This window comes from Microseira wollei NIES-4236, from assembly GCF_020521235.1.
GTDB lineage: Bacteria > Cyanobacteriota > Cyanobacteriia > Cyanobacteriales > Aerosakkonemataceae > Microseira > Microseira wollei.
Window position 1 is genome coordinate 1 of the sequence record NZ_BLAY01000155.1, and the last position, 24,848, is coordinate 24,848.

Annotated in this window: 18 protein-coding genes and 3 pseudogenes; 14 read left to right on the forward strand and 7 right to left on the reverse strand. The window is 43.8% G+C overall.

All coding sequences use genetic code 11. The features are described 5' to 3' along the window. Positions 1-137: 137 nt before the first annotated feature. From MiSe_RS36145 to MiSe_RS36160, 4 genes and pseudogenes are all read left to right on the forward strand, one after another. Positions 138-1,424, forward strand: a pseudogene (locus MiSe_RS36145) (Fic family protein); the annotation flags it as partial. Between the two features lie 291 nt (positions 1,425-1,715). Continuing rightward, on the forward strand, positions 1,716-3,014 hold the full coding sequence (locus tag MiSe_RS36150; protein ID WP_226589476.1) for a glycosyltransferase: 1,299 nt from the start codon (positions 1,716-1,718) through the stop codon (positions 3,012-3,014). A 130-nt stretch (positions 3,015-3,144) separates the two neighbouring features. Further along, complete coding sequence (locus tag MiSe_RS36155) at positions 3,145-4,185, forward strand: hypothetical protein (protein WP_226589479.1); 1,041 nt, start codon at positions 3,145-3,147, stop codon at positions 4,183-4,185. Between the two features lie 457 nt (positions 4,186-4,642). Further along, positions 4,643-5,026: a nuclear transport factor 2 family protein gene (locus MiSe_RS36160; protein ID WP_226589482.1), complete on the forward strand. Its 384-nt coding sequence runs from the start codon at positions 4,643-4,645 to the stop codon at positions 5,024-5,026. A 951-nt stretch (positions 5,027-5,977) separates the two neighbouring features. Here MiSe_RS36160 and MiSe_RS36165 read toward each other — a convergent pair. The 3 genes and pseudogenes from MiSe_RS36165 to MiSe_RS36175 all read right to left on the reverse strand — a co-directional run. Then, positions 5,978-6,502: pseudogene (locus MiSe_RS36165) on the reverse strand (Uma2 family endonuclease); the annotation flags it as partial. A 1-nt stretch (position 6,503) separates the two neighbouring features. Continuing rightward, on the reverse strand, positions 6,504-7,751 hold the full coding sequence (locus MiSe_RS36170) for an RNA-guided endonuclease InsQ/TnpB family protein (RefSeq protein WP_226589486.1): 1,248 nt from the start codon (positions 7,749-7,751) through the stop codon (positions 6,504-6,506). Between the two features lie 74 nt (positions 7,752-7,825). After that, positions 7,826-8,143 (reverse strand): annotated as a pseudogene (locus MiSe_RS36175) (Uma2 family endonuclease); the annotation flags it as partial. Here MiSe_RS36175 and MiSe_RS36180 point away from each other — a divergent pair. Continuing rightward, on the forward strand, positions 8,142-8,306 hold the full coding sequence (locus MiSe_RS36180; protein WP_226589491.1) for a hypothetical protein: 165 nt from the start codon (positions 8,142-8,144) through the stop codon (positions 8,304-8,306). The pseudogene MiSe_RS36175 and the gene MiSe_RS36180 sit on opposite strands and share 2 nt — an antisense overlap. Before the next feature lie 26 nt (positions 8,307-8,332). Continuing rightward, positions 8,333-13,786 carry a trifunctional serine/threonine-protein kinase/ATP-binding protein/sensor histidine kinase gene (locus tag MiSe_RS36185; RefSeq protein ID WP_226589494.1) on the forward strand — a complete coding sequence of 1,818 codons (5,454 nt, stop codon included), beginning with the start codon at positions 8,333-8,335 and terminating at the stop codon, positions 13,784-13,786. A 242-nt stretch (positions 13,787-14,028) separates the two neighbouring features. Here the strand turns inward: MiSe_RS36185 and MiSe_RS36190 are convergent, their stop codons facing one another. Then, on the reverse strand, positions 14,029-14,859 hold the full coding sequence (locus tag MiSe_RS36190; protein ID WP_226589497.1) for a hypothetical protein: 831 nt from the start codon (positions 14,857-14,859) through the stop codon (positions 14,029-14,031). A 309-nt stretch (positions 14,860-15,168) separates the two neighbouring features. Between MiSe_RS36190 and MiSe_RS36195 the strand changes: the two genes are divergently transcribed. From MiSe_RS36195 to MiSe_RS36230, 8 genes are all read left to right on the forward strand, one after another. Beyond that, positions 15,169-15,462, forward strand: a complete 294-nt coding sequence (locus tag MiSe_RS36195; protein WP_226589499.1) for a type II toxin-antitoxin system HigB family toxin — start codon at positions 15,169-15,171, stop codon at positions 15,460-15,462. Between the two features lie 14 nt (positions 15,463-15,476). Next, entirely contained in the window at positions 15,477-15,854 is a 378-nt protein-coding gene (locus MiSe_RS36200; RefSeq protein ID WP_226589501.1) for a helix-turn-helix domain-containing protein, read from the forward strand. A gap of 130 nt (positions 15,855-15,984) precedes the next feature. Then, positions 15,985-16,221, forward strand: a complete 237-nt coding sequence (locus MiSe_RS36205; protein WP_226589504.1) for a type II toxin-antitoxin system VapB family antitoxin — start codon at positions 15,985-15,987, stop codon at positions 16,219-16,221. Beyond that, entirely contained in the window at positions 16,208-16,606 is a 399-nt protein-coding gene (vapC, locus tag MiSe_RS36210; RefSeq protein WP_226589507.1) for a type II toxin-antitoxin system VapC family toxin, read from the forward strand. The genes MiSe_RS36205 and vapC overlap by 14 nt, the downstream gene beginning before the upstream one ends. A gap of 337 nt (positions 16,607-16,943) precedes the next feature. Beyond that, positions 16,944-17,492 carry a hypothetical protein gene (locus MiSe_RS36215; RefSeq protein ID WP_226589511.1) on the forward strand — a complete coding sequence of 183 codons (549 nt, stop codon included), beginning with the start codon at positions 16,944-16,946 and terminating at the stop codon, positions 17,490-17,492. Then, on the forward strand, positions 17,493-18,455 hold the full coding sequence (locus MiSe_RS36220; protein WP_226589513.1) for a TRAP transporter substrate-binding protein: 963 nt from the start codon (positions 17,493-17,495) through the stop codon (positions 18,453-18,455). It begins immediately after the preceding gene. Between the two features lie 247 nt (positions 18,456-18,702). Next, entirely contained in the window at positions 18,703-19,152 is a 450-nt protein-coding gene (locus MiSe_RS36225) for an AbrB/MazE/SpoVT family DNA-binding domain-containing protein (protein ID WP_226589516.1), read from the forward strand. Between the two features lie 383 nt (positions 19,153-19,535). Next, positions 19,536-20,174 carry a Uma2 family endonuclease gene (locus MiSe_RS36230; protein ID WP_226589518.1) on the forward strand — a complete coding sequence of 213 codons (639 nt, stop codon included), beginning with the start codon at positions 19,536-19,538 and terminating at the stop codon, positions 20,172-20,174. Here the strand turns inward: MiSe_RS36230 and MiSe_RS36235 are convergent. The 3 genes from MiSe_RS36235 to MiSe_RS36245 all read right to left on the reverse strand — a co-directional run. After that, a complete protein-coding gene (locus tag MiSe_RS36235) occupies positions 20,169-21,452 on the reverse strand; it encodes a hypothetical protein (RefSeq protein WP_226589520.1) in 1,284 nt (427 codons plus the stop codon). The two genes, MiSe_RS36230 and MiSe_RS36235, sit on opposite strands and share 6 nt — an antisense overlap. Before the next feature lie 129 nt (positions 21,453-21,581). Then, complete coding sequence (locus MiSe_RS36240) at positions 21,582-22,223, reverse strand: response regulator transcription factor (protein ID WP_226589522.1); 642 nt, start codon at positions 22,221-22,223, stop codon at positions 21,582-21,584. Positions 22,224-22,335: 112 nt separating this feature from the next. Continuing rightward, positions 22,336-24,848, reverse strand: a 2,513-nt coding sequence (locus MiSe_RS36245; RefSeq protein WP_307731603.1) for a Calx-beta domain-containing protein, incomplete at its 5' end; no start/stop codon positions are given.

The window sequence follows — 24,848 nt, forward strand, 5'->3', positions numbered from 1 at the left end:
AGTCATCCCTGAATATTATTATTCATTTCGACTAAACGAATCGCACTCGGAGCTTTGCAGCGAGATACTCGAGCTTTAAAATTAACTCATTCCAAGCGGCATCCGAGATAGAGCGATTTAATCCTTTTTTTCTAGAGTATACCATAGATCGTGGCATTACTCGCTGATTGATTGAACAATGAATCAATCAGGCGTTAATTCCGCATAGAGCTACAGATCGTCGGGTCAAACAGGTAGTTTCTCTTATTAAGGATCAAGCAGCTGCAATTGAAGGATTGTTCGATTTCGTAGGCGGAAAAAGAACACTATCAAACTCTTATATAAAGCAGTTACATCAACTTCTAACTCAGAGCCAAGATAGTACAGAAGCTTTAGACCCACTTACAGAAAAAATATTTCGCGTTTCTTTGATAAAAGGTGACTGGAAGCGTCAACCCAACAATCCTCTGGGAGCAGATGGCACTGTTCATGAATACTGTCCTCCTGAGCAAGTTGCATCCGAGATGGACAGATTGATTGCACTACATCATCAACATCGCGCTCAAAGAGTTCCTCCTGAAATTGAATCAGCATGGTTGCACCACCGCTTGACACAAATTCATCCATTCCAAGAAGGAAATGGTCGTGTTGCTCGTTGTCTAGCGAGTTTAGTTTTTATTCAAGCCAGTTGGTTTCCTCTGGTTCTCACCCGTGATGATCGAGCAGTCTACATCGCAGCCTTGGAAGACGCAGATCAAGGCGATTTATCCAACTTAATTAATCTCTTTGCCAAGAGCCAAAAGCAAGCTTTTCTGAGAAGCCTTGGTTTATCAGATCAAGTTCTTTCAGAGGCAAGAAGAACTCAAGTTATCATTTCCTCCATCGCTGACAAATTGAAACAAAATCAGTCAGCATCTATTCAAGATCGGTGTAATAAAGCTGAAAGCTTTGCCTCAAGCTTATTTGAGATAGCTTCTAATCGTTTACAAGAAGTCGCCGCTGAAATCAAACTATCACTTCAAAATTTGGTAAGTGATGTAGAGCGAAAGGTTCGTAAAATTGATGCACCTATTGGTGACAATCGTTCATATTTCCATCGCCACCAAGTTGTGGAAACAGCTAAACAGTTGGGATACTTTGCAAATACTCGAAACTACCACACTTGGATTCAATTAGTTATTACTGTAGAAACATCAACAACACTTCTTCTTTCATTCCATGTTCTCGGGCATGAATACCGAGGGTTACTTGTATGTACTGCATGTGCTTACCATAGAGATGATTCTGAGGAAGGCGAACGCAATATCAGCGATATTCAGTCTTTAACAGATTCTCCATTCCAGTTGTCCTACGCAGATGAAGAAGAGAATTTAATAGAACGTTTCAAGCAGTGGTTAGAAGATGTAATTTTGACTGGCTTAGAGTACTGTAACAAGAGTATTTAAGGGAGGTAGTACAGTACTGTCGGGACTTACGCAAACACCAAAGTTTCTTGGAAAAATCGTCGCTTTGTCAACCAGAGATCTAAGCAGAAACAAAGGTGATACGATCGTCGTGCGTAAGTCCTGACTGTATGAGAAGCAGCGCGGCACAACAAATCGTTGGCGCAGACAGCCGAGAGAACTACCCACTGCTCGATCGACTGGCAAAAACTCAAAAGCCTGTGGTGGGATTGAGAAGATTTAAAATCAAGCAATAATGTTTATGCGAGTACTGCCGATCGAGAGGCTTTCAGAGTGAGTCGGATTGTTTTAACCACGATTGGTTCCTTTGGCGATTTGCATCCCAAAATTGCCCTCGCGCTTGAATTACGCAAGCGCGGTCACGATGTGGTCTTTGCAACGCACAAAGAATATCAAAGCAAAATTGCAGCCTTGGGATTTGAGTTTCATCGGATGCGACCTGACAATACCGCTCTCAACGATCCTCAAGAGATGGCGCGGATGATGGATCTGAAAACGGGTACGGAGTATGTCATCCGCCATTGGGTTTGTGCAAGTTTACGCGAAACCTATACAGATTTAATGCACATTGCAAAAGATGCAGACTTCATCATTGCGGGTGAAGGGGTGGTGGCGGCTCGATTGGTTGCAGAAAAATTAGGGATTCCGTGGACGTTTACTGTCCTACAACCAGCCTCATTTATGTCAGTTTACGACCCATCTGTTATCGCTGTATTTCCATTTTTAGCCAAACTGCGCGGGCTGGGTTCTATCGTCAACCGAGGCATTATTCAGCTATCCAAAATAATTGCTAAATCTTGGGCGGAACCGATTCATCAACTGCGACGCGAACTCGGCTTGCCGTCCCTCGTTGGCAATCCCTTTATTGATGATAAATATTCTCCCTACCTTGTGCTGGCAATGTTCTCGCCAGCATTTGCAAAACCTCAACCGGATTGGGCTGCAAATACCGTCATTACAGGGTTTACATTCTATGATGGCAGCGAGGGCAAAGCGAAACTCACACCAGAACTAGAGCAATTTTTAGATGCAGGTGAAGCCCCGATTGTTTTCACCCTTGGTTCAGCCGCAGTCATGTTTCCTGGTAACTTTTACCAAGAAAGCATTCCAGCTGCAAAGCTACTAAACCGCCGTGCAGTTTTGCTAATAGGTAATAACGCACCTCCAGAAAATCTTTCAGAAGACATCATTGCAGTTAGCTATGCGCCATACTCTCAAATTTTTGCTCGTGCTTGTGCAATTGTGCATCAAGGCGGAATTGGCACAACAGCTCAAGCATTACGCGCAGGTCGTCCCACGCTTGTGATGCCCTACAGTCACGACCAACCCGACAATGCAGCACGAGTCGAACGATTAGGAACATCGCGCACCATTTCCCGTCAACAGTATTGTGCATTGCGAGTTGCGAAGGAGTTACGCCAATTGTTAGATAATACTAGCTATGCAGCAAAAGCAGCAGAAATTGGGTGTATTTTGCAAGCAGAAAATGGTGTAGGCTTGGCGTGCGATGCGATTGAAAAACAACTTGTAAAATCGGAAATATCGATGAAAAATCGTTCGGAAATTATCTGAATTGTGCATCATATTTCTCCAATAACTATTGTGGGGTGGGCATTCTGCCCACCTTTGAGGGTAATTTTTGGAGAGGTATATTGATGTTGTTGATTTAAAGTTTCACATGTTCTAACAAGGTTTGTATCGTATGATGTTGAAAAACTGGGGTTCTTGTCCTTCTATCGTTACAGTAGTTATTCTTGCAAGTTTAGTTGGAGCGATCGCACCTGGATGTACAAGCCTTGCAACTTCTAGCGTGCAGCAAGGCAAAAACACCTCAACTATCAATCTTCACAGTGAGGAAATTCAAGCCAACACAGAGAATTCTCCCGCTGCTTCAGATCGGTTTGGTCTTCAAGAAGGTATGCCATATAAGAAAGCACGAGAAGTTCTAATTCAAAAAGGTTGGCAACCCCACTTACAGGGTGATGCGCCCAACCTTAACGATACTTCTGTCAGAGAGTTATTTGATTTGGGGTATCAGGAGGTTAAAGACTGTTCTGGGACAGGACTGGGGCCTTGTCGGTTTGAGTTTACCAATGCAGCAGGAGAACTGTTAGTTGTATCAGCTATAACAGCTGGAGCTAGCAATAGAGAACGTCAAGTTTGGCGTTGGTTCATTGAGAAAAGGACGGACACTCAACAAAGCTCATCGTCTCCTGATGCCACACAGAAACTGCCATTCGTAGGAATTATATTTTTTAATTTTCTAGGTGGAACTGGAACGGGTCAATCAATTACTATTCAAGCAGATGGAACGACTATAATTAAAATTCACGGTACAGTTAGCAGTTCAGTTCAATATAGGGGAAAATTCTCAAATCGAATCAGATTAGAAAATGGATTTGGCTTAATTTTAAACTATGACTATGATAAAATATATAGCTTATCCCCTAATGGACAAATAGCTAAAGGCTGTAAGGGGGAAGGAACGCTCTGTGAGTCAAATCTTTACCAACCTCCTATTGCAGAGGGTTTGTATATCATCGGAGGAACCGATCAAGGTTTAGAAGTCAAGGGCGAACAGTATCGATATTACGACGAGGGAGGGGAGAAAGAGTGGAGACGCATTTCTGAGTTGAGTTACGTCAGCGATGGTGTGGTATTTGATGGAAACACTTATTGGTGCATATCTCCTAGAACAGAAGCAGGAGTATGCTCTGAAAATGGATGGACTCCAGTCAGATAAAGGGCAATCTCGACAGCATCAGGATTTACACATGAATTATTCTATTCGACTCGAAACTGAATCAGATTATAGAGAAACTGAGATGATTACACGTGAATCATTTTGGGATGTATACAAGCCTGGATGTGATGAGCATTTAATATTGCATAAAATCATAAAAGTGAAAGCATTCGTTAAGGAATTAGACGTTGTCTGCCATATAAATAGGATATTAACAAATGTTATATATTAAAAATCAAGGATTATAAATGATAAAAATGATGGCTTTGAAGTATTATGTATTGGGCCATTATGTGTCTTAACAGATTATCATAACAAAGGAATAGGTAGTATCTTAATAAATGAATCCATAAAGAATACAATTGAGCAACAGAGCAATTATTTTTTTCGGTGTTGCTCACCTGCTTCACACCCTGTACCATCGACTCATCTTTGGTCAAATCAAACAACAAACAGTATGGACGCTACCCGCAAAGCCCAGATCGTCGCCAGCGAGAAAAATCTCTTGGAAGCGATGAAAACCAGTAACGTGGAACTTTTGGATCTACTGCTTCACGACGATCTCCTGTTCAACGGGCCGACTGGCGAAACGGTAACCAAAGCGATGGATCTGAACAATTACCGTTCGGGAAACATCAACTTGCATACAGTTGAATCGAGCGATCAAATGCTAAGTTCGATCGGAGACGACGTTGTTGTTACCGTCACGGTAGAAATCAAAGGAAACTATTTAGGGCAGGAAATTAATGGTAAATTCCGCTACCTCAGAGTTTGGAAGCTCTTTGAAAACAACTGGAAAGTTATTGCAGGAAGCGTGGTAAAGTTGAGTACTGGCAGCTGAAGAAAAATACAGCTACTGCCAAAGCTCAAATGAGATCGGGATCGATGCCTTGCGATCGCAAATAGGTGCTGAGTTCAAGATTACTCGCCGCCGCTGATTGCAACCGTTGTGCCGCTTCGTCAGGACTTACGCAAACACCAAAGTTTCTATGAAAAATCGTCGCTTTGAAACTAAAGATCGACGCAGAAACCCGGTTTCTCGGATCGTCGTGCGTAAGTCCCGTTCGTTCTAGGTCATGGCAGCGGTTTGGAGGTTATTCAAGATTGAATTATTTCGAGGTTTCGGTAGGGCGGTAGGTGAAGGGTGTCTGCGGAGCGGTTTAGGCTAGCTCACCAGAATGAAGAAGAATGGGTTTACATCTTGTCAGGTCGAGGTATTGCGGAAATTGGAGATATGGAATAGCGATCGCGGCATAACAATCTGCTTGAACTTGACCGTCGAGAGCTTTTCTACTGGGCGTTCGAGTTTATCTGCGGCGGGTTAAGCGGAACGTTACATTTTTGTGAAACGCGAGCGCTTGCAACTTCTTCCAAGCGCTCGCACCGCTTCTAACAACCTACCTAAATCTACTCATGACGAATAGAATTAGAATTAGTCCAAGTCTGCGGTATAACTTCCTCAAGGTAAAAAGAAGCGCATTGCTGCTTGCTGATTGCTCGGCTTTCGCTCAACAATCAGCCTTGACCACTTTTCCCCAGTTAGAGTTTGCCACCTTGAGGTATCAAGTATTCAATTGTAGTATACGATTAATTTGTGCTGTGGTGTTTTATGGTTTTCACGCCATCATAGCCTTAACAACCCGCATTAATCAAGCGTAATTACATTTTATCAGCCCTGTCAATACAAGTAAATCCTATGGGGTTTGAGTAGGTTTAATAAAAAATAGGTAGGTTTTTTGCAACTGTTTTTAGCGCTTTCCCTATCCTCAAAAAATACAGCCCCCGCCAAGGCTCAAATCCGATCGGGATCGATACCTTGCGATCGCAAATAAGCCGCCAATCGCTCTTTCTGTTGCTGTTCTCGATCGGCACGTTGGCGTTCGGCTTCAGCGCGTTGGCGTTCGGCTTCTGCTCGTTGCCGTTCCTGTTCGGCGTGCAGGCCCTCCAGCCTAGCGCGTTCGCTCCCCGTCAACAACAAGTTCCCTTCGCTATCCCACCAGCGCAACCATTGTTGGGTTTGATTTTGATAGCTGCCTTCCCAGACACCTAATTCTACACCCATCAGCTCGATCGGATAATGTCCGCGATCGTTCGGTTGCAAACGACGATAGCGAGTATTCACCCAGTTGTAAACTTCCAGTTCGCCACTTTGGATAATGTAGATAGCGTAGTAGGGAATCCGGATAATCTGCTCGTACACCCAGAAATTGCCTGGTTTCTGGTTGCCGCCTTCTGGCAAACGAGATAAAGGGGTATTGTCCCGTTCTTCAGAACCATCGCCACTGGCAAATTTGATCGCAATTAGAGGAACAGCATAGTTACAGGTTTGATAGACATTTATTCCAATTGCCTTCTCCAACCATTTTGTAAGGAGTAACCCTTACGGGACGTACTACAACGCCCTGTATCCCCTCGGTAAAAGCGTTGGGGAATACTTTGCGGATAATATTAGCACTGCCATTGACGTCGGCATTAATCAGAGTCCCATCACCCGCACGAAATAATCCACGTTTGATCCTTCTCCCTTTATATTGCTCATGCTTACCAATTGGTTCAGCATCTAACACCGAACACTTAGATGTGTAACTTTCTTCAGTCACAATCACCTTGATCCCGACTAACTGCGCTTTATAGGTTAGCATCTCAATCAACCGAGCATGAGGAATAGAAACAAAGTTTTGATTATTTCGCTTACCTAAGTTTATTTCCTGCTTCCAGCCGTCATTTTTTCCAATCACCAGTGTCCCGATGCGGTTAGCTACCAGGTGATTAATAATGAAGCGACTAGCATTGTGCAGATAGTTATCTATCTTGCAGTTGCGTTTGTGAGTTAGCTGCTGAATTTTTCTAGATGTTTTTTTCTCTCCCCTTAAACGAGATTGCCTGAACTTGCGCTTTTTATTATAATAGGCATTGATAGACTTTATGATTCTGCCATTGACTAAAATGGGTCTAAACCCCTTTTGATTTGACGTGATAGTCGCGAGGTTGTTTAACCCAATATCAATGCCTGCAATTGCCTCATAGTCTTGGTTTTCCCCTGATGATTCTCTGGCCTCATAAACCACTTCCACGACGATCTGGTAAGTTTTTGGCACCAGTCTTACTTGGTTAACTTTTTTGACCTTAGTCTGTATAAAAATTTCTGTTTTCGATAAATGAATAATACCTTTTTTCAACATAGTGCTAGAAATTGCTTGCGAGGTATAGGTGACAACGTTCCGACCTAAATTTTTGTGTTTGTAAGACGGTAGTTGAGGGCGAGCAAAAAACTTTTCTTTTTGCTCGTTGTATGCTTTAGTTGCTGCAAAAAAAGATTTCCAGCTTTCATCTAGTCTTAATAAAGTTTGCTGACTAACTTTAGCTGGTAGGGCGGCATAATCCGGTGTGCCTTGACAAAGTTTTTGAACTTGATAGTAGTCCAGGTATTCTCCTGAATTAATAAACTTTTGTCTAATTAAATAATTGGCGTAATTGAACATATTTTTGGAGAGAAAGCATAAATTGTCTAGCTGTTGATAAAGCCAGTGGTGACGAGAGATAATATGCTTTTCGACTAGCTGCATTACCAACACCGACAACTTGTCAATAATTTACCACAATTGGCTACAAATGGCTAGAAGTTGAGTGAAGTTTTATCATACTCGCGCCACAACACGTAAGAGCGGCGATATTGACCGTCTAATCGAGGCGGGACGTTGGGGAGGTAGAACCAGTCCGGCGCTTCGGCACCGCGTTCGGGAGGGTCTGTTTCGCGCCAGTAGATGCCACAATCTTGCCCGATGGCATACTGTCCGTCTGGGTGGAGAGTTTGCAGTGTGGTTTCTAAGGAATCGGTGAGCAAGATACTCTGGGGATGTGCTTGAAAGTTTTTCACAAACGTGCCGTCAGATTCGGGAAGCTGCGTGTGGTCGGGAAAGGCGGGGGGCAACCCTGTGGGGTTGAGGCTTTGAGTCATGGCTGCCAACTATGCGATCGTGAAAGGACAGACGTTTTATTACAGCATAGCGATTGGTTTATCTGCTGCCGCTGAGTTTTGCCTTGATCTTGCTTCGTTTCTGAATCAGGATATCGTAGACCATTTGTTAGCGCGACTGCCCTTTAGGGCATACTACTCTTGATATTTTGCCAAATGAGGTCAGTGCCGATGAATACCACCTGCAATACAACCGTTGCTCTAGCTGGCTATCGTCTAATGGAGCGACTGTATTGTGGCAGTAGAACCGCTGTCTACCGGGGTATTCGATTGCTGGATGACCAGGCAGTCGCCCTCAAACTGCTGCAACAAGACTATCCTACCTTCCACGATCTGTTGCAGTTTCGCAATCAATATGCGATCGCCAAAAACCTCGACATTCCTGGAATTATCCATCCTTACAGCCTAGAACCGTACCGCAACGGCTACGCACTGGTGATGGAAGACTTTGGCGGCGTTTCTTTGCGAGATTATACTCGCAACCAGGCAGTTGCGATCGCACAAGTGTTGTCAATCGCCCTGCAATTGGCTGACATCCTCCACGACTTGCACGCCTGTCGCGTTATCCACAAAGATATTAAACCTGCCAATATTCTGATCCATCCAGATACAAAACAAGTTAAGTTAATCGACTTTTCCATCGCCTCACTTCTGCCAAAGGAAACCCAAGAAATCAAAAACCCCAATCGCCTGGAAGGAACGCTGGCATATCTTTCTCCCGAACAAACCGGACGGATGAATCGGGGGATTGACTACCGCAGTGATTTCTATAGCTTGGGAGTGACCCTGTTTGAATTGTTAACCCGACAATTGCCCTTCCAATCCGATGACCCGATGGAGTTGGTGCATTGCCACATTGCGAAAATGCCGCCCCGATTGGAGAACAGAGAAACGATTCCCCAAGTCCTGTCGGATATCGTCATGAAACTGATGGCAAAGAATGCCGAAGATCGCTATCAGAGTGCCTTGGGATTGAAACACGATCTGCACAATTGTCTCACCCAACTAGAGGAAACAGGTAAAATCTCGCCGTTTGAGATTGGCACGCGGGATTTGTGCGATCGCTTTACTATCCCCGAAAAACTCTACGGTCGAGAAAAAGAAGTCTCGCAACTATTAGCTGCGTTTGATAGAGTTAGCGATCCCCCCCTGCCCCCCCTTACTAAAGGGGGGACAGAAATGATGCTAGTTGCTGGATTTTCTGGCATTGGGAAAACCGCAGTCGTGAATGAAGTTCATAAACCCATTGTCAGACAGCGTGGTTATTTTATCAAAGGCAAATATGACCAATTTCAACGTAACATACCCTTCAGCGCTTTTGTGCAAGCATTCCGCGACTTAATCGGGCAATTACTATCAGAATCCGATGCCCAACTGCCAAGCTGGAAAGCCAATATTCTCAAAGCAGTAGGAGAGAACGGACAAGTTTTAATTGACGTGATTCCTGAATTAGAAAGCATCATCGGTAAACAGCCACCAGCTATAGAATTATCAGGAACTGCCGCCCAAAATCGCTTTAATCTCCTATTTCAAAAATTTGTCCAAGTCTTTACCAGTATTGCACATCCCTTAGTAATGTTTTTAGATGACTTGCAATGGGCAGATTCTGCATCGCTTTCTTTGCTAAAATTATTGATGCAAGATACAGGACATCTATTGATATTAGGCGCTTATCGAGATAATGAAGTCTCACCAGTACATCCATTCATTTTAACAGTGGATGAAATTGTCAAAACGGGAGCAACGGTTAATACAATTACATTGCCACCGTTAAGCGAAACCGATCTGAATCGGTTAGTGGCAGATCCGCTAAATTGTGAATCATCCCTTGCCCAACCCTTAACCAAATTAGTCTATCAAAAAACTAAGGGTAATCCTTTCTTTGCGACTCAGTTTCTCAAAGCTTTACATGATGATAAGTTAATTAAGTTTATCCCCCCTCAGTCCCCCCTTACTAAGGGGGGAAGTCAAGGGGGGTGGCAATGCGATATTGCCCAAGTCCAAGCCTTAGCAATTACTGATGATGTCGTTGAATTCATGGCATTGCAATTAGAGAAATTGCCCAAAGAAACTCAGGATATTCTCAAACTAGCGGCTTGTATTGGGGCGCAGTTTGATTTGAATACCTTAGGAATTATCAGCGAGAGATCGCAGGAAAGTACGGCTACAGCTTTATGGAAAGCATTGCAAGAAGGTTTGGTGATTCCTACTACCGAAATCTATAAGTTATTTACCCAATCTGATAGTAATGAAGTCTTTAAGACTTCCGCTAATCCGACTTATCGATTTTTGCACGATCGCGTCCAACAAGCCGCTTATTCATTGATTCCCTCAGACCAAAAACAGGCGACTCATCTCAAAATCGGAAAACTACTCCAACAAAACTTATCAGAGATAGAAAAAGAGGAAAAGCTGTTTGATATTGTCGGGCATTTAAATTTAGGAATTGAGTTGATTGCTCAACCCAGTGAACGGGAAGCCTTAGCCAGACTTAACTTAGCAGCCTCCCACAAAGCCAGACATTCTACAGCCTATGCAGCCGCCAGAAGTTTTGTGCAAATTGGGCTGGATTTGCTCGCCGAAAACTGTTGGCAAACTCAGTATGAATTAACTTTGAATATTTATGTGGCTGCGGCGGAAACGGCTTACTTGAATGCCGATTTTGAGGGCATGGAATCAATGGCAGCCCAGGTTTTGCAATCCGCCCACACAATACTAGATAAAGTGAAGATTTACGAGATTCAAATCAGCGCCCTGACAGCCCAGGTGCGGATGTTGGAAGCGATCGCTGTAGGCAGAAATGCCCTAGGGCAATTGGGGGTTGAGTTCTCCTCTGAACCTGACTCAGCCTTGACTGACAAAGTGCTACAAATCCTTTGGGATCGACTCCAGGGCAAACCGATCGAGGAATTGGTTAACCTGCCTGTGATGAGCGAGCCTCAGATGATTGCGGCGATGCAACTGTTAGCCATGTTGTTTATCCCCATTTTTCTAGGAAATCCGGAGTTGCTTTCTCTGCTTTGCTCTACAATGGTGAGTTTATCACTTCAATTTGGCAATGCACCCGCATCAACCATCGGCTATGCAGGTTATGGCATGGTACTGTCTGCTTTTTTGGGAGAAGTCGAAAGGGGCTATAGCTTTGGGCGAGTGGCAATGGGCTTACTCGAGCGGTTGAATGTGCGGCAATTCAAGTGCATAACTTTACTTTGGTTTGCCAGTTTTCTCCAGCATCGTACTGAAGCACTCAGAGCAACAATCCCTACTCTGAAAGAGGGGTATCTGGCGGGAATGGAAACGGGTAATTTCCTAGATGCTGGTCACAATATGAGTGGTTATTTTGATGATAATTTCTTCGCGGGAGTTGCTCTGGACGATTGGGAGCTAGAACTAGAAAATTACTGTGTTATCTTAGGAACTGTCAAGCAAGATTCTCCTCTGGCTTACCTGAAGATGAAACAACAGATGGTGCAGAACTGGAGGGAAATTGTCGAGCGACCGGATTTATTAACCGGCACTGCTTACGATGAAAAGTTGATGATTCCTAAGCACCATCAGGATAATGAGCTGAATGCGATCGCTTTTGCTTATATCTACAAACTGATGCTTGCCTATGTCTTTAGCAACTACACCAATGCCCTAGAGTACATTGCCCAAGCTAATCTCTATATGATGGGAGTGGCAGGATTAATTCATACTCCGGTTTTCCATTTCTATGCCGGGTTAACCTACTTGGCACTCTTCTCTACCCAGTCAGAAATTGAACAAGCGAACACGCTCGCTCTGGTGGAAACCCATCAAAATACTCTGGCTAAGTGGGCGCACTATGCTCCCATGAATCACCAACATAAAATTGACTTAATAGAAGCAGAAAAATGCCGGGTTTTAGGCCATAATTATGAAGCAGGAGATTGGTACGATCGCGCCATTGCCCTTGCCAAGGAAAACCAATATATCCAAGAAGAAGCACTTGCTAACGAACTCGCCGCCAAATTCTACCTCAATTGGGGAAAAGAAAAAATTGCCGCAGGCTATATGCAAGAAGCATACTACTGTTATGCCCGATGGGGCGCGAAGGCGAAAGTTGCCGATTTAGAACAAAGCTATCCACAACTACTAGAGGCTATCCTCCAACCAGCTAACTTTGCTATCAAATCATCGTCAACGATTGCGACTGCGATCAAAAGTGCAACTAGCTCCAGTAGTAATGAGAATTTGTGGTTAGATTTTCCGGCTGTGATGAAAGCAGCACAAGCGATTTCACAGGAAATTGAATTAGAAAAACTGTTAGCAAGTTTGATGCAAATTGCCATGACCAATGCTGGGGCTACCAGTGGGTGTTTAATTATTTACCAACATGAACAATGGCTGGTAGTCGCTCAAGCTGGAGAAGCATCAATAAAAATGCTAGATATTCCGCTCCCTCGATATCAGGAAATTCCCCAAAGTTTGATTTACTCGGTAGCACGGAGTCGAGCCACGGCAGTTTTTGATCATCTCAGTTCATCTGAACAATTTGCAGGCGATCCCTATATCATCAGCCATCAACCTAAATCGGTGCTTTGTACTCCCATTAGCAAACAGGGAAAAACCCTCGGCATTTTGTATTTAGAAAATTATCTAACAGCGGGAGCTTTTAGTCGCGAGCGCGTCGATATTCTCCAAATCCTCACCAGCCAAGCCGCCATCTCGCTAGAAAATGCCCGTTTGTACCAAGAAATCGAAAACTATTCCCATACATTAGAAGCCGAAGTCGAGCGAAAAACTGAAGATTTAAGGCAAAAAGCTGTTGATTTAGAGCAAGCATTAATAAATTTACAACAAACCCAAGCACAATTAATTCAGAGTGAAAAAATGTCCGCCCTCGGTCAAATGGTAGCAGGGATAGCCCACGAGATTAACAATCCAGTGACTTTTATTCAGAGTAATCTTGAACCCACAGAGAATTATGTCAAAGATTTGCTGAGTTTGCTGGAACTTTATCAGCAAGAATATCCTGAAACCAGTGCAGTAATTCAAGCGAAAATAGAAGAAATAGAGTTAAATTTTATCTGGAAAGATTTAACTAAGATTCTGCAATCGATGAAAGTGGGAAGCGAACGTATCGGGCAAATTATCCTGAGTTTGCGGAATTTTTCTCGCTTAGATGAAGCCGAGATGAAAGCGGTAGATTTGCACAAGGGAATTGAAAGCACTTTACTAATTTTACAAAACCGCTTGCAAGGAACTGATAATCAACCCAAGGTAGAAGTGATTAAAGAGTATGGCAACCTGCCTCATGTCACCTGTTATGCTAGTGAGATGAATCAAGTATTTATGAGTATTATCAGTAATGCTCTAGATGCGATCAAGGACGTTATAAATCCGCTGATTCAGATTCAAACTGAAGTGAGAGAAAACTTGCGGTTAAGAATTGCGATCGCTGATAATGGTTGTGGGATTCCCGCCGAGATTCAAAAACGTATATTCGAGCCATTTTTTACAACTAAACCAGTGGGGAGCGGTACAGGTTTAGGTTTATCTGTCAGCTATGCTATTATCAAAAAACATGGGGGTCAATTAACCTTTGATTCTACAGTTGGCAGCGGGACAAAATTCATGATTGAGATTCCCATAAAGCATTGACGTAATCAGGCATAGTAAACTTTTGGTTTGGTCGATCTTGGATTTGGCATATTCAATCGTCAGATATTGCAAAAGAGGCTAATAACGCAAGTTGCTAGTTATCTTTTTAGGGTTGCTAATGGTAGAACCGCCAAATATTCCGATCAGCAATTAGCAAGTTTGCGATTAGCTTCTGCTGTGCAACCCACGATAGTTATAACTAGCAACTTGGGTTAATAGTAGAAGTTCTCCAACCAGGATCTCTACAACAGGCGTGCGGCTGCCTCACGCAATCGATAGTTACAATCAGCAACGATTGGACTACCATGAGCGACAGAAATAACCTGCAAGTCAGGTATACTATCAGCTAATGCTTCTAACCACTGGCGATAGGCATTGCGATCGGTCATAAAAAACTGCCTACCCAAGCCAGTAATACCGAAAAATCCACTCGCTCCTATTGCACTTGTTCCTAACCATTGAAACAGAAATTTACCTGTGGGTAAGTTCTGCTCGAAATATGATTTGTTTAAGTTAAATAGAATGTCTGTAAACACCAATGCTTTTCCCGTCGGTAGTGGCAGTTCGTAAACGAGTTCTTGCGGACGAATACCAGCAGGTGCGTGACAAGTAATTCCGTATGCAGGTAAAATTTCCTCTGCGATTCCATCTACTGCTACCACTTGTTCGACATAGGGTTTTGCTGCTGCTGGACAAACAACTAAAAGCTTCGGATAGCGCTGTTTATAGATACCAGCATCAAGTCTGTGGATGCGGTTAGGTACAATCAGGATGTTAGGCGTGCCTAAAGACTCCAGTTGTGCCATTCCCGGTTGATTTAAAGCGATCGCGCTGTGAATCAGTAGGCTACCGTCTGCTAATCTATAAAGTACCATTTCACGCGGAACCATAGTAGAACTAGGCAAAGTGCCGGTTACGTGCCACAGATTTGCTGCGAGTTCTTCAATCGCACCATGAGGTGAAACATGAGAGAGCCACTCATCTTGAGTAGAAGTGCCTATAGGCTGAGGAGGTTTAATTGAGGAGAAGAAAGAATAAAATAGCTCAGAAGCATCTCTTTTTTCTTGATTCATATCCCTCGCTGCCTTATTAGCTGCAACTCAATATTTAATAAATATATCTTTCTAGCGACTTTTGACAGCGAGCGCTCGCTATATAGAAATTGCTTAAGGGCGCAACACCAGTGCTGCCATCCGGGATTTGAAGCAACAACTAGGTTAATTACCCAGCTATTGAGCGATTGGCAAATACTCAAAAATTTGTGGTGCCTTCGCGTTGCGTGCCTTTGGCATATCCCATGGCAGTCCTGTAAAAATTACCAGTCCTATACGGCACAATCAAATCTCTTGATCCCATTTTGGGAGCGCGTTATCATAGACGCTATGCGTATCTTGTCCCGCAGCACCTTACGAGACTTCTGGGAATCTCATCCCGATGCCGAAGAAGCACTGAAAACTTGGTTCTACGAAGCGTCTCACGCCAACTGGCAGAGTCCAGCCGATGTGAAGACTGCTCATCGTAATGCCAGTATCATTGCCAACAACCGTGTCGTTTTCAACATCAAAGGCAACAACTATCGGCTGATTGTGGCAATTCGCTATGACATTGGTATTATTTTCATCCGATTTATTGGCACTCATGCCGAGTATGACAAAGTAGATGCAGAAATAGTTTAAACAGAGGTAGATATATGGAATTGCGCCCAATTAGAACTGAAACTGACTATCAGGAAGCCCTTCAAGAGATCGAGTTACTGTTTAATGCCTCCCCAAATACTCCTGAGTACGATCGATTAGATGTACTTAGCACCTTAGTAGAAGCCTACGAAAAGAAACACATTCCGATCGAAATCCCCGATCCGATCGAAGCGATTGAGTACTACATGGACACCCGTGGATGGTCTCGTCGCGATCTAGAGTCATGTATCGGCAGTCGGGCTAGGGTATCTGAGGTATTATCTCGTAAACGTTCCTTGACCTTGGAGATGATTCGGAAGTTGAATCAACAACTGGGGATTCCGGCTGAGATTCTGATCCAACCCTATGAGTTGGGAAAAATCCCCGCGTAACAATCGCCATGCAGCGGACTTCCCCAAGCCCCTAGTATTATACCCTGAAATATCTTCAGACGGTTAAGGTACTATACTACATGTAAGACCGAAGCATTCCTGAAACTCATTGCCTTATTATAGTTACCCTATGCAAATAACTCTCAATCTTGATGATTCCCTTCTCAACGAAGCCTTTCAACTTACCAATCTTTCTACTCAGGAAGAACTGATTAACTTGGCTTTGCAAGAACTTGTGCGATCGCGAAGTGGCTCCTCTGGATCATCGCGCAAAAAGAAAAATCTTCTCGACCTCGCCGGACAAATTCAGTTTGCCCCAGACTTCAACCACAAAGCCATGCGAGAAACTCGTCATGTTGCTGATTGACACATCTGTTTGGATCGGCGTCTTCCGCGATCGCACTGGTCAAGTTCGCCAGCAACTGGAAACTTTGATTGCCGATCGTGAAGTCCTACTCACCCGATTCACTCAGCTTGAATTGCTTCAAGGTAGTCTAAACGAGCAAGAATGGGATCTTCTCTCTACCTATCTCGAAACACAAGATTACGTTGAACTCACGATTCATTCCTGGCAAGCGGCTGCCCGCATCTACTATGACTTGCGCCGCCAAGGACTTACCGTTCGCAGCCCAATTGACTGCTGCATTGCTCAAGCTGCACTGGAAAATAATTTACTTTTGATTCACAACGATCGCGACTTTGAAACCATTGCACAAGTGCGATCGCTCCAACACGTTCGCTTTCAAGCTTGAGTCTTTCCTGCAAAGCACTGTATTGGTTGAGCGCAAATTGCGACTAAAAACCAGGAGCGATCGCCCACATCAGCCTTATTATCATTGCAATTACGGGCTGCAAAAGGGGAGCTTCAGACGATGTTTGCCCCTGATGCTCTATTACAGCATAGCGATCGCTATTGCAGTTGTGTCGATCGAGGCAGGCTTTGGGTGACGATCGGTTGTGAAGCGTTATCCCAAGTTAATTGCTGAGGATCTGTCACCTTCGCTAACACTGATTGATGAATTTAGAAATTTTTCCGGATTGAGGACATAAATCTTTGTATAACTTTATCAATCACTCTTTGGAAGAAAAATGTTAGCAGAGTTACTTGAAGTTGTAAAGGTACTGTCTGAAGTAATTGATCGCTCACAGCAAGCTGGAGAAGAAAACCGTGAACGTATTGCACAATACCTTGAGAATATTGAGGAATGTCTCCGGGAAAGCGTAAAGCAACTCCAGAAGGGGCAAGTACCTAACAGTAAATGGAGTGAACTGCAAACTTATGCTCAGCAATTGCCAGGAATTATTGGTCAAGATATCGGTCAACAAACAGCCAATCAACTATCTTCTATGCTGTCGAATATCGCCAGAAATTTACCAACAAATAACGATATTTCATCTATAGAGAATGCTGCTGGCATATTGAGAGGGTTTGCAAATACAATTAGGGTGAACCGGCCTCCTAATACGCCAATCTCAACTGGAGATCAACCTACTGGTAAAACACGTCGTAAGTTTCTTACTTATACGGCTTTTGGTGGGACAGGTTTAGCAGGCGGTTACCTCTTTCATAAGATTATCCATCCGACGACTCCGACTCCTCCGCCTACTGATGATGAATTCCCGCCTATTTCATGGTAAATGCACACTTTTCTGAGCGAAAATGTTAGAAAAACTATTCTTTATGATGCTCCACAACAAGTCTGCAAGCTCGTCAAAGAAATGACGAACAATCGCTTCAAGATCAACCTAAACAGAACTGGAGAAACGGAGGAAATACTAAGAAAAGGTGAGATCCAGTGTGGCTATAGTGGTATCTACTACAATACTCCGCAATATAGATCGCTATTTTTTGGGTGTGCTATCCCCTTTGGCCTCAGTCCCCAAGAGCAAACTGCTTGGCTTTATTATAAAAAGAATCCTGATGATGAATTGACCTTTATACAATCTATCTACAAGGAAAAACTAGGCTTAAACGTAATTCCATTTCCCGCAGGAGCTACGGGAGGACAGATGGGAGGTTGGTTCAAAGCAAAGATTAATTCGTTAAGCGATCTTAAAGATAAAAATAAGATTGTGCGAATTCCTGGTTTAGGAGCAGATGTTTTTAAAAGATTGGGGATGACAACTCATGATGAATTAAGTCCGCCGATTTCAGTAGATGAAGCTATCAAAAGGCTTAAAGATGGACGTTTTTTTGCTGTTGAATGGACTTCACCATATGACGATATTCAGTTAGGTCTAAATCAAGCAGCAAACTTTTACTATTATCCAGGCTGGTGGGAACCAAGTACGACATTTGATGTTCAAGTCAACATAAATGAATGGAATAAATTACCGCCTTATTACCAAGAAATTTTTAAACTGGCTTGTCATGAAACCTACACAATTATTTTGAATGAGTACGAACAAAAAAATAGCTTTGCACTAAAAGAAATACGGAGACAAGGCGTTGAATTACTCCGGTTTAACGACGATGTTCTAGAAGCCGCTGAAAAGGAAACAAAGAAATTATTGGAACTGCTCAGCCAGACAAAGTATTTAAGGAGATTTATGACGAATGGCGTAGTTTTAAAGACAGAATTCGAGCGTGGTCAAAGTTAACAAAAATTGAGTGAGATTGAGACTGTTACATTTTTGTAGTGAGCAACAGATAAAACGCGATCGCTTGGGAGAAGTCGCAAGCGATCGCTCGCTGTGCAGAAATTGTTTACCAACGCAACACCAGCGCTGCTATCCAGGATTTGAAGCAACGACTAGGTGAATTACCCACCGATCGATCGACTGGCAAAGAGCCAAAAATCTGTGGTGCGAGAGTTATACTAGGTAGGGGAAGACAGAGGAACCAAGGATGGCAATAACAAAATTAACTAACTCTGGACAAGTTGCAATTCCTTCAGAAATTATAGAATGGCTCAAACTGAAACCCGGCGACTCAATCGATTTTGCCATCGGGACAGATGGCAAGGTTTATTTACAACCTGCCAAGATTGATGTCCGAGAATTATCTGGGATGCTGTATGAAGAAGGTAAAAAAGCTGTTTCTCTAGAAGAAATGGAAGAAGCGATCGCAGTAGCCGACTTAGAAGCGCTATTAACAAAAGTCGTTCGCCAAGTAATCAAAGAAGAAATGATGAACTTGCCAAGTAAACAAGTACAACCAAAAGAAACATCAACACAACATGCCCTCGAAAAGTTTATGGAAACATTTGGCGCTTGGGAAGACGATCGCACAGATGAGGAAATCATCAAAGATATCTATGGCAGCCGTAGTTTTTCCAACTCAGAATATAGTCTGTGACTTATTTACTCAATACTGATACCTGCATATATTGGCTTGTTATAAATAAATTTGCTTGCTCTAAACCCTGTGACAGAAGGAAAATTTTTAAAACCTCCTGCCTCCTGCCTCCTGCCCTCTGCCTTTCTTCGGTAAAATTCTAGTTACCAACAATACTCGTCATTACGATACGGCTGACGCCACGCTACGCGAACGCATTACCGGAATACAGCTAGAAAACTGGACTTTGCCTTAGCAATATCTGGAAAGCGTAACAATTTCGAGGTTATCTACCGCCGTTGATTTGAGCCGTTATCCTACGTGGGTTATCTGTTGACTCGCGATCGCCCACACCAGTCCTGTTATGATTGCAACTAGCGGCTGCAAAAGGGGAGCTTCAGATCGTGTTTGCCCTCGTCTCACCAGAAAAAATTCAATTGCCTCCGGGGTCGGTAGTGCGGTTACCTGCAACTTGGCAAGAGTATCAGAGTTTGTGCGATCGCCGGGGAGACGGTTCGATCCCGCGCCTCAAGTATCGCAATGGAGAAGTGTTGCTGATGTCACCATTACCCGTACACGGAAAAGATGCCCATCTGATTGCCAGTATTGTCACAACCCTTTTAGATTGGGATGGGCGAGAATACGATGCGTTTACGCCTGTGACCATGACACTGCCAGAAGAAAGCGGCATTGAACCAGACTATTGCTTTTACATTAATAACTGGCAAACCGTGTGCGGCAAAAAGCGGATTGACTGGCAAAACGATCCGCCACCAGATTTAGTCATCGAAATTGATGTCACCAGTTATTCCGACGTGCAAGATTATCTTCCCTATCAGGTTCCAGAAGTGTGGCTATTCAAGAAACAGCAATTATTAATTTACCAGTTGCAAGGTGGAGAATATCAACTTCAAACCCAAAGCATCTATTTTCCAGACTTTGATTTACAAAAAGCGATCGCTCGCTGTGTAGAAATTGCTTACGAACGCAACACCAGCGCTGCTATCCGGGATTTGAAGCAACAACTTCAACAATCGCTATGATTCCACTACCCAAGAAAGTTCGCAAATCACTCCTCCCTTGGGCAAAGATTCTCGCCGAAACTGTCCCCCCAATCGTTTTGCCAAAACTTTACCCTGCTTTGTTCCCTGTTGTTCCTCACCGGGTTTTAGTCCAGCGCCATTGTCTTGCACTTTGAGGATATATTGCCCTTCGTGATGTTGTCCCGTCACTACAATTCGAGTCGTTCCCTCAGCGTGTTTCCCCACATTGCACAAAGCTTCCTCTAACCACAAACACAAGTCTCGCTTCATTTCCAGAGTGAGGGTAGATTGCTCAAGGGGCGCGAAATTCCGCACTTTGACTTGAATGGTTTTGAAGTAGGGTAAATTGCGCTTTAAAGTCAGGGCATAAACTTCGTGCAATAAATTATGTAGGGGGCGGTTGAGATCGATACAAGTACCTTCCCCCAGACGCAGGGTTTGTTCGGAAGTAGCTGTTTCTAGGGTGTCTGGATACACTTCATCGGTGAGACTGCGCCCCACTGCCCGAATCTCTAAATTAAGTTCTTCCAAGCGTTGAAACAATTGTTGAGATGGCATCTGTTCTCTTTGCACATCCCGCAGCAGGAGTGCTAGGGTTTGCAAGGGGCCATTATGAATTTGGGTAAAAGCTTGTTCGATTGCTTGCTGACGAATTGCCTGCCGCTCGACAATTTGGGCATAATATTGGAGACGCTCGGTATATAAGCGATCGACCATATCCTGGAGACGGTTATAAAACAGAATTAGGACAATTTGTATCCCCATTGCTGGTCCGAGGGAGATGAATAAATCCAATCCGCGTGAGGTGAGTAATTCTGGCGGATGCAGGATTAAGTAGGTGAGAATTGGGGCAGCGATCGCAATCCATGTAACTATAATTGCAATCAGCAATCTCTGGGGACGCAGGGAGATCAGCATCATCATTGTCAACACGAACAAAGCTGATGTTAGGGGGGGCAGACTACCTACAAGGGTTGTGTCCGATGATGCGATCGCTTCGATCGTAAATAACCAACTCGGCACCACTATAAACATTACCGCCCCCAGTAACGCCAGATGCGTCACTTGTTGCAAGCTCTCCGGTTTTTTGTAGAGGCGAATCAGTAAAATAAAGGATGCGATCGCCAACAAGGTCGGCGCAATCAGGTCAACGATATGAGGGTTTGGTTGCAGTCGATGCAGAAATGTGGCAATAGTTGCGCCCATTGTCGTCAAACTCAAAATTGCCAAAACCACTCGCCGCTTTAATATATTTTGAGGATCAGGAACTATAGACATTGCCCTTCATATCATTTCCGATGGTATCGGTAGTGTATGGATGGCTAATTGCTAATTGCTAATTGCAAGAGAGCAGCTATTAGCAATTAACTATTAGCAGTTACGCAACCTTTGCTTAAGGACATGATATCAGTCAATTAATCCGGTTTCGCGGGCACGTATTTGGGTGATTGCCCGGATATTTTTACCCTCTTCAGGATAGATCTCCAGTGCATCCTGAATTTTAGACCAATAGTGACGGATCGTTCTTTCTGATTTGTGCATTGCTTGAGCGATCGCTTTATCCTGAAGTCCCTCTTCAAATGCCAGTCGCAGCACCTCCAACCACTCTGGTTTCACTTCCAAATCTGTTTGCAGATCCTTCGTGTGCGTTAACCCTTGCATTGCCCACTCCATCCGCGTTAGGAAGGTTTCTACTGGCAGACTTTTGTCTGCGATCGTAAATCCGCCCTGATGATTGTCAATTTCCGGCATGATGCGAACTAATGCCTTGACGTTACTGCTTTGCACCATCAGGTTCAGGTGTGGATAATCCTGCATCAAGCACTTGAGCAAATTCAATCCATGTTCAATGTGTGCAGTCGTTCCTGATGTCTCTGGGATGGACAAATCCACGATCGCTAGGTCAGGTATATTCTCTCGTATTTGCGTGAGAGCTTCTTGCGCTGTTTGTGCCGAACGGATTTGTGCGTTCGGAAAGCGATCGCCAACCAAACTAATCGTTCCATTTAGCAGCAGGCGATGGTCATCAACAATCAGAATCTGTGACATACTCGTTAGCGAATTACTCCTTTCCTGCCCGAAGAATAGTATTATTGAACCGCGAAGACGCGAAGAACACGAAGGAAGAAGAAGGAAGAGAAAAGAAGAAGTAGATAATTTTTTAGGCGGATGAGAGTAAGGTAAAATCCTGCTGGGTAATCAAGTTAGCTTGCACTCCATTGAGAATAGCTAATAGCTCACCCGTTTGAGTTACGTTAATTAAAGTAGCGTTATTACTTTTGATAATACTCAACTGAGCGAAACTCAAATTGCCGCCGATTTCTAGCAAGTCTATCCCATCCTCAAAATCTCCAATCGTGTCGGTGTCTTTACCAGGTAATAAAACAAACCTATCGCTACCAGTACCTCCTGCAAGAAGATCGTTACCCAAATCGCCAATCAGTCTATCATTGTCAGCACCAGCAGTCAGGGTGTCATTATCCTTACCGCCCATGAGGGTATCATTTCCCTCATCTCCGTTAAGTTTATCCTGTCCTTCATTGCCAAATAGCAAGTCATTACCCTCACCGCCACAGATGCAATCTTGTTGACCGTTAGCACCAACGGGAATCGGGCTACCAATACCACCGAAGATAGTATCATTTCCTGCTTCCCCGCAAAGACTGTCATTACCTAAATCGCCAAACAGCAAGTCATTGCCTGCATTCCCAACAACGATGTCATCCTCCTTGCCACCGCGTACTGTATCGTTGCCGTCTTCGCCAAACAAGGTGTCGTTGCCTTGATTGCCATTGAGTAGGTCATCGCCGCTGCCGCCAAATAGCAAGTCTCGTCCTTGAACATCTCCCCCAAAAGGTTCGCCGTTGCCGCCAAATACTGTATCGTTACCCTGATCTCCTGCTAGGGTATCGTCGCCTTTATCGCCCCAAATTAGGTCATCATCTCGACCGCCACGCACGAAGTCGTTACCTTGACCGCCTCTAGCAGTATCGTTGCCTTGGTTACCGTTGAGGACATCGTTACCTGTATTGCCGTTGAGGAGATCGTTGCCTTGATTGCCAAGGATGAAGTCGCGATCGCTCCCACCAAAAGCAGTATCATTACCACCATTACCGTAGAGATTATCGTTGCCAGCACTACCAAATAGAAAGTCATCGCCATCCAAACCATTGATGGCTTCGCTAATATTCGTAACAATGAGAATATCGTTATTTGCAGTACCATCGATCGTGCTGCTGACTGTATTGGGTAAAACTAGCGATCGCTTTGACCCTGCTTCAGCAGTCAGCGTATCTAGATTGGGATAAACTATCTGCTTGCAGAAACAATTTTCTTCTATATTGGCGATCGCACTGCTATTTCCTTCAGGTTGACTGACAGTAACGGGAGTTATGCTAACGTTAACGCTGTCGTTATCCGTATTAGTGACATTAATATCGACAGGATTGAGATTGTTGTAATTGGTGTCGGTACTGGTAGCAGTGGCGGTGATAATTTGATAAGCTTTGTTGCCATCAACTATATTGTCATCAACTCCTGCAATCGTCACAGTCTGCGCCGTATTCCAATTACTAGCAGTAAAAGTCAGAGAAGATTTATCAATTGTCCCTTCCGCCGGATTGCTGCTAGTTAAATTTAAAGTCACGTCAGCAGTAGGTTGAGTATTCAGTCTGACGGTAAATGTAGCAGTTGTGCCATTCTCTCCCGTCGTTAAGGTGGTGGGAGTAATCGTAAATCCAGCGATATCGTTATCCGTATTGGTGACGTTGATATCGACAGGATTGAGATTGTTGTAATTGCTGTCTGTGCTGATAGCAGCGGCGGTGATAATTTGGTAAGCTTTGTCGCCATCAGCGATGCTATCATCAATTCCTGTAATCGTTACAGTTTGTGCTGTATTCCAATTCCCAGAGGTGAAAGTCAGGGAAGATTTATCAATTGTTCCTTCCGCTGTATTACTACTACTTAAGTTAATCGTAACGTCGGCAGTAGGTTGAGTATCCAGTTTGACGGTAAAGTTAGCTTGCGTACCAGTTTCATTCGTGCTTAAACTGGTTGGTGTAATGGTAAATCCAGCCGTGTCATTGTCGATGTTGGTAACGGTTACATTGTTGGGAGCGATCGCAGCATAAATCGGATCGCTACTAACAACGCTAGTTTGGATATTGTAAGTAATATCGCCATCATCAATATTATCATCAACACCTGTTACGGTAACAGTTTGTGCTTGATTCCAGTTGTTTGCATTAAAGGTAATACTAGCAGGAGCCGTGCCTTCTTGGGAATTAGAACTGGCAAGATTAACTGTAACGTCAGCAGTCGGTTGCGAAGTGAGAACAACTGTAAAGTTAGCAATACCTCCATTTTCACTGGTGTTACCGCTAATAGATGACATGACAAGATCTGCGGTATCGTTGTCGGTGATGTTGGCGGTAACGGAATTAATCGTAATTCCGTTATAGTTGGCGTCGCTGCTGGTAGCTGTATGAGAAATAGTGCCGCTATGATTTCCTTCGGCGACGTTATCGTTTGTCGCGGTAACGGTTACTGTTTGAGGAGTATTCCAGTTAGCTGAAGTGAAGGTTAAGCTAGTTGGCGATGTTCCGGTTTGCGTACCGTTGTTGATGGCAATGGTGACATCGGCAGTTGGTTGTGAAGTTAGTACAATTTCGT

Bases quoted from the DNA above. Each gene is read 5' to 3' on its own strand.
- MiSe_RS36235 (WP_226589520.1), bottom strand. From the start codon at position 21,452: ATGTCTATAGTTCCTGATCCTCAAAATATATTAAAGCGGCGAGTGGTT.
- MiSe_RS36180 (WP_226589491.1), top strand. From the start codon at position 8,142: ATGGCTGCCAACTATGCGATCGTGAAAGGACAGACGTTTTATTACAGC.
- MiSe_RS36155 (WP_226589479.1), top strand. From the start codon at position 3,145: ATGATGTTGAAAAACTGGGGTTCTTGTCCTTCTATCGTTACAGTAGTT.
- MiSe_RS36200 (WP_226589501.1), top strand. From the start codon at position 15,477: ATGGAATTGCGCCCAATTAGAACTGAAACTGACTATCAGGAAGCCCTT.
- MiSe_RS36185 (WP_226589494.1), top strand. From the start codon at position 8,333: ATGAATACCACCTGCAATACAACCGTTGCTCTAGCTGGCTATCGTCTA.
- MiSe_RS36160 (WP_226589482.1), top strand. From the start codon at position 4,643: ATGGACGCTACCCGCAAAGCCCAGATCGTCGCCAGCGAGAAAAATCTC.
- MiSe_RS36190 (WP_226589497.1), bottom strand. From the start codon at position 14,859: ATGAATCAAGAAAAAAGAGATGCTTCTGAGCTATTTTATTCTTTCTTC.
- MiSe_RS36170 (WP_226589486.1), bottom strand. From the start codon at position 7,751: ATGCAGCTAGTCGAAAAGCATATTATCTCTCGTCACCACTGGCTTTAT.
- MiSe_RS36205 (WP_226589504.1), top strand. From the start codon at position 15,985: ATGCAAATAACTCTCAATCTTGATGATTCCCTTCTCAACGAAGCCTTT.
- MiSe_RS36240 (WP_226589522.1), bottom strand. From the start codon at position 22,223: ATGTCACAGATTCTGATTGTTGATGACCATCGCCTGCTGCTAAATGGA.
- MiSe_RS36220 (WP_226589513.1), top strand. From the start codon at position 17,493: ATGCACACTTTTCTGAGCGAAAATGTTAGAAAAACTATTCTTTATGAT.
- MiSe_RS36215 (WP_226589511.1), top strand. From the start codon at position 16,944: ATGTTAGCAGAGTTACTTGAAGTTGTAAAGGTACTGTCTGAAGTAATT.
- MiSe_RS36195 (WP_226589499.1), top strand. From the start codon at position 15,169: ATGCGTATCTTGTCCCGCAGCACCTTACGAGACTTCTGGGAATCTCAT.
- MiSe_RS36225 (WP_226589516.1), top strand. From the start codon at position 18,703: ATGGCAATAACAAAATTAACTAACTCTGGACAAGTTGCAATTCCTTCA.
- vapC (WP_226589507.1), top strand. From the start codon at position 16,208: ATGTTGCTGATTGACACATCTGTTTGGATCGGCGTCTTCCGCGATCGC.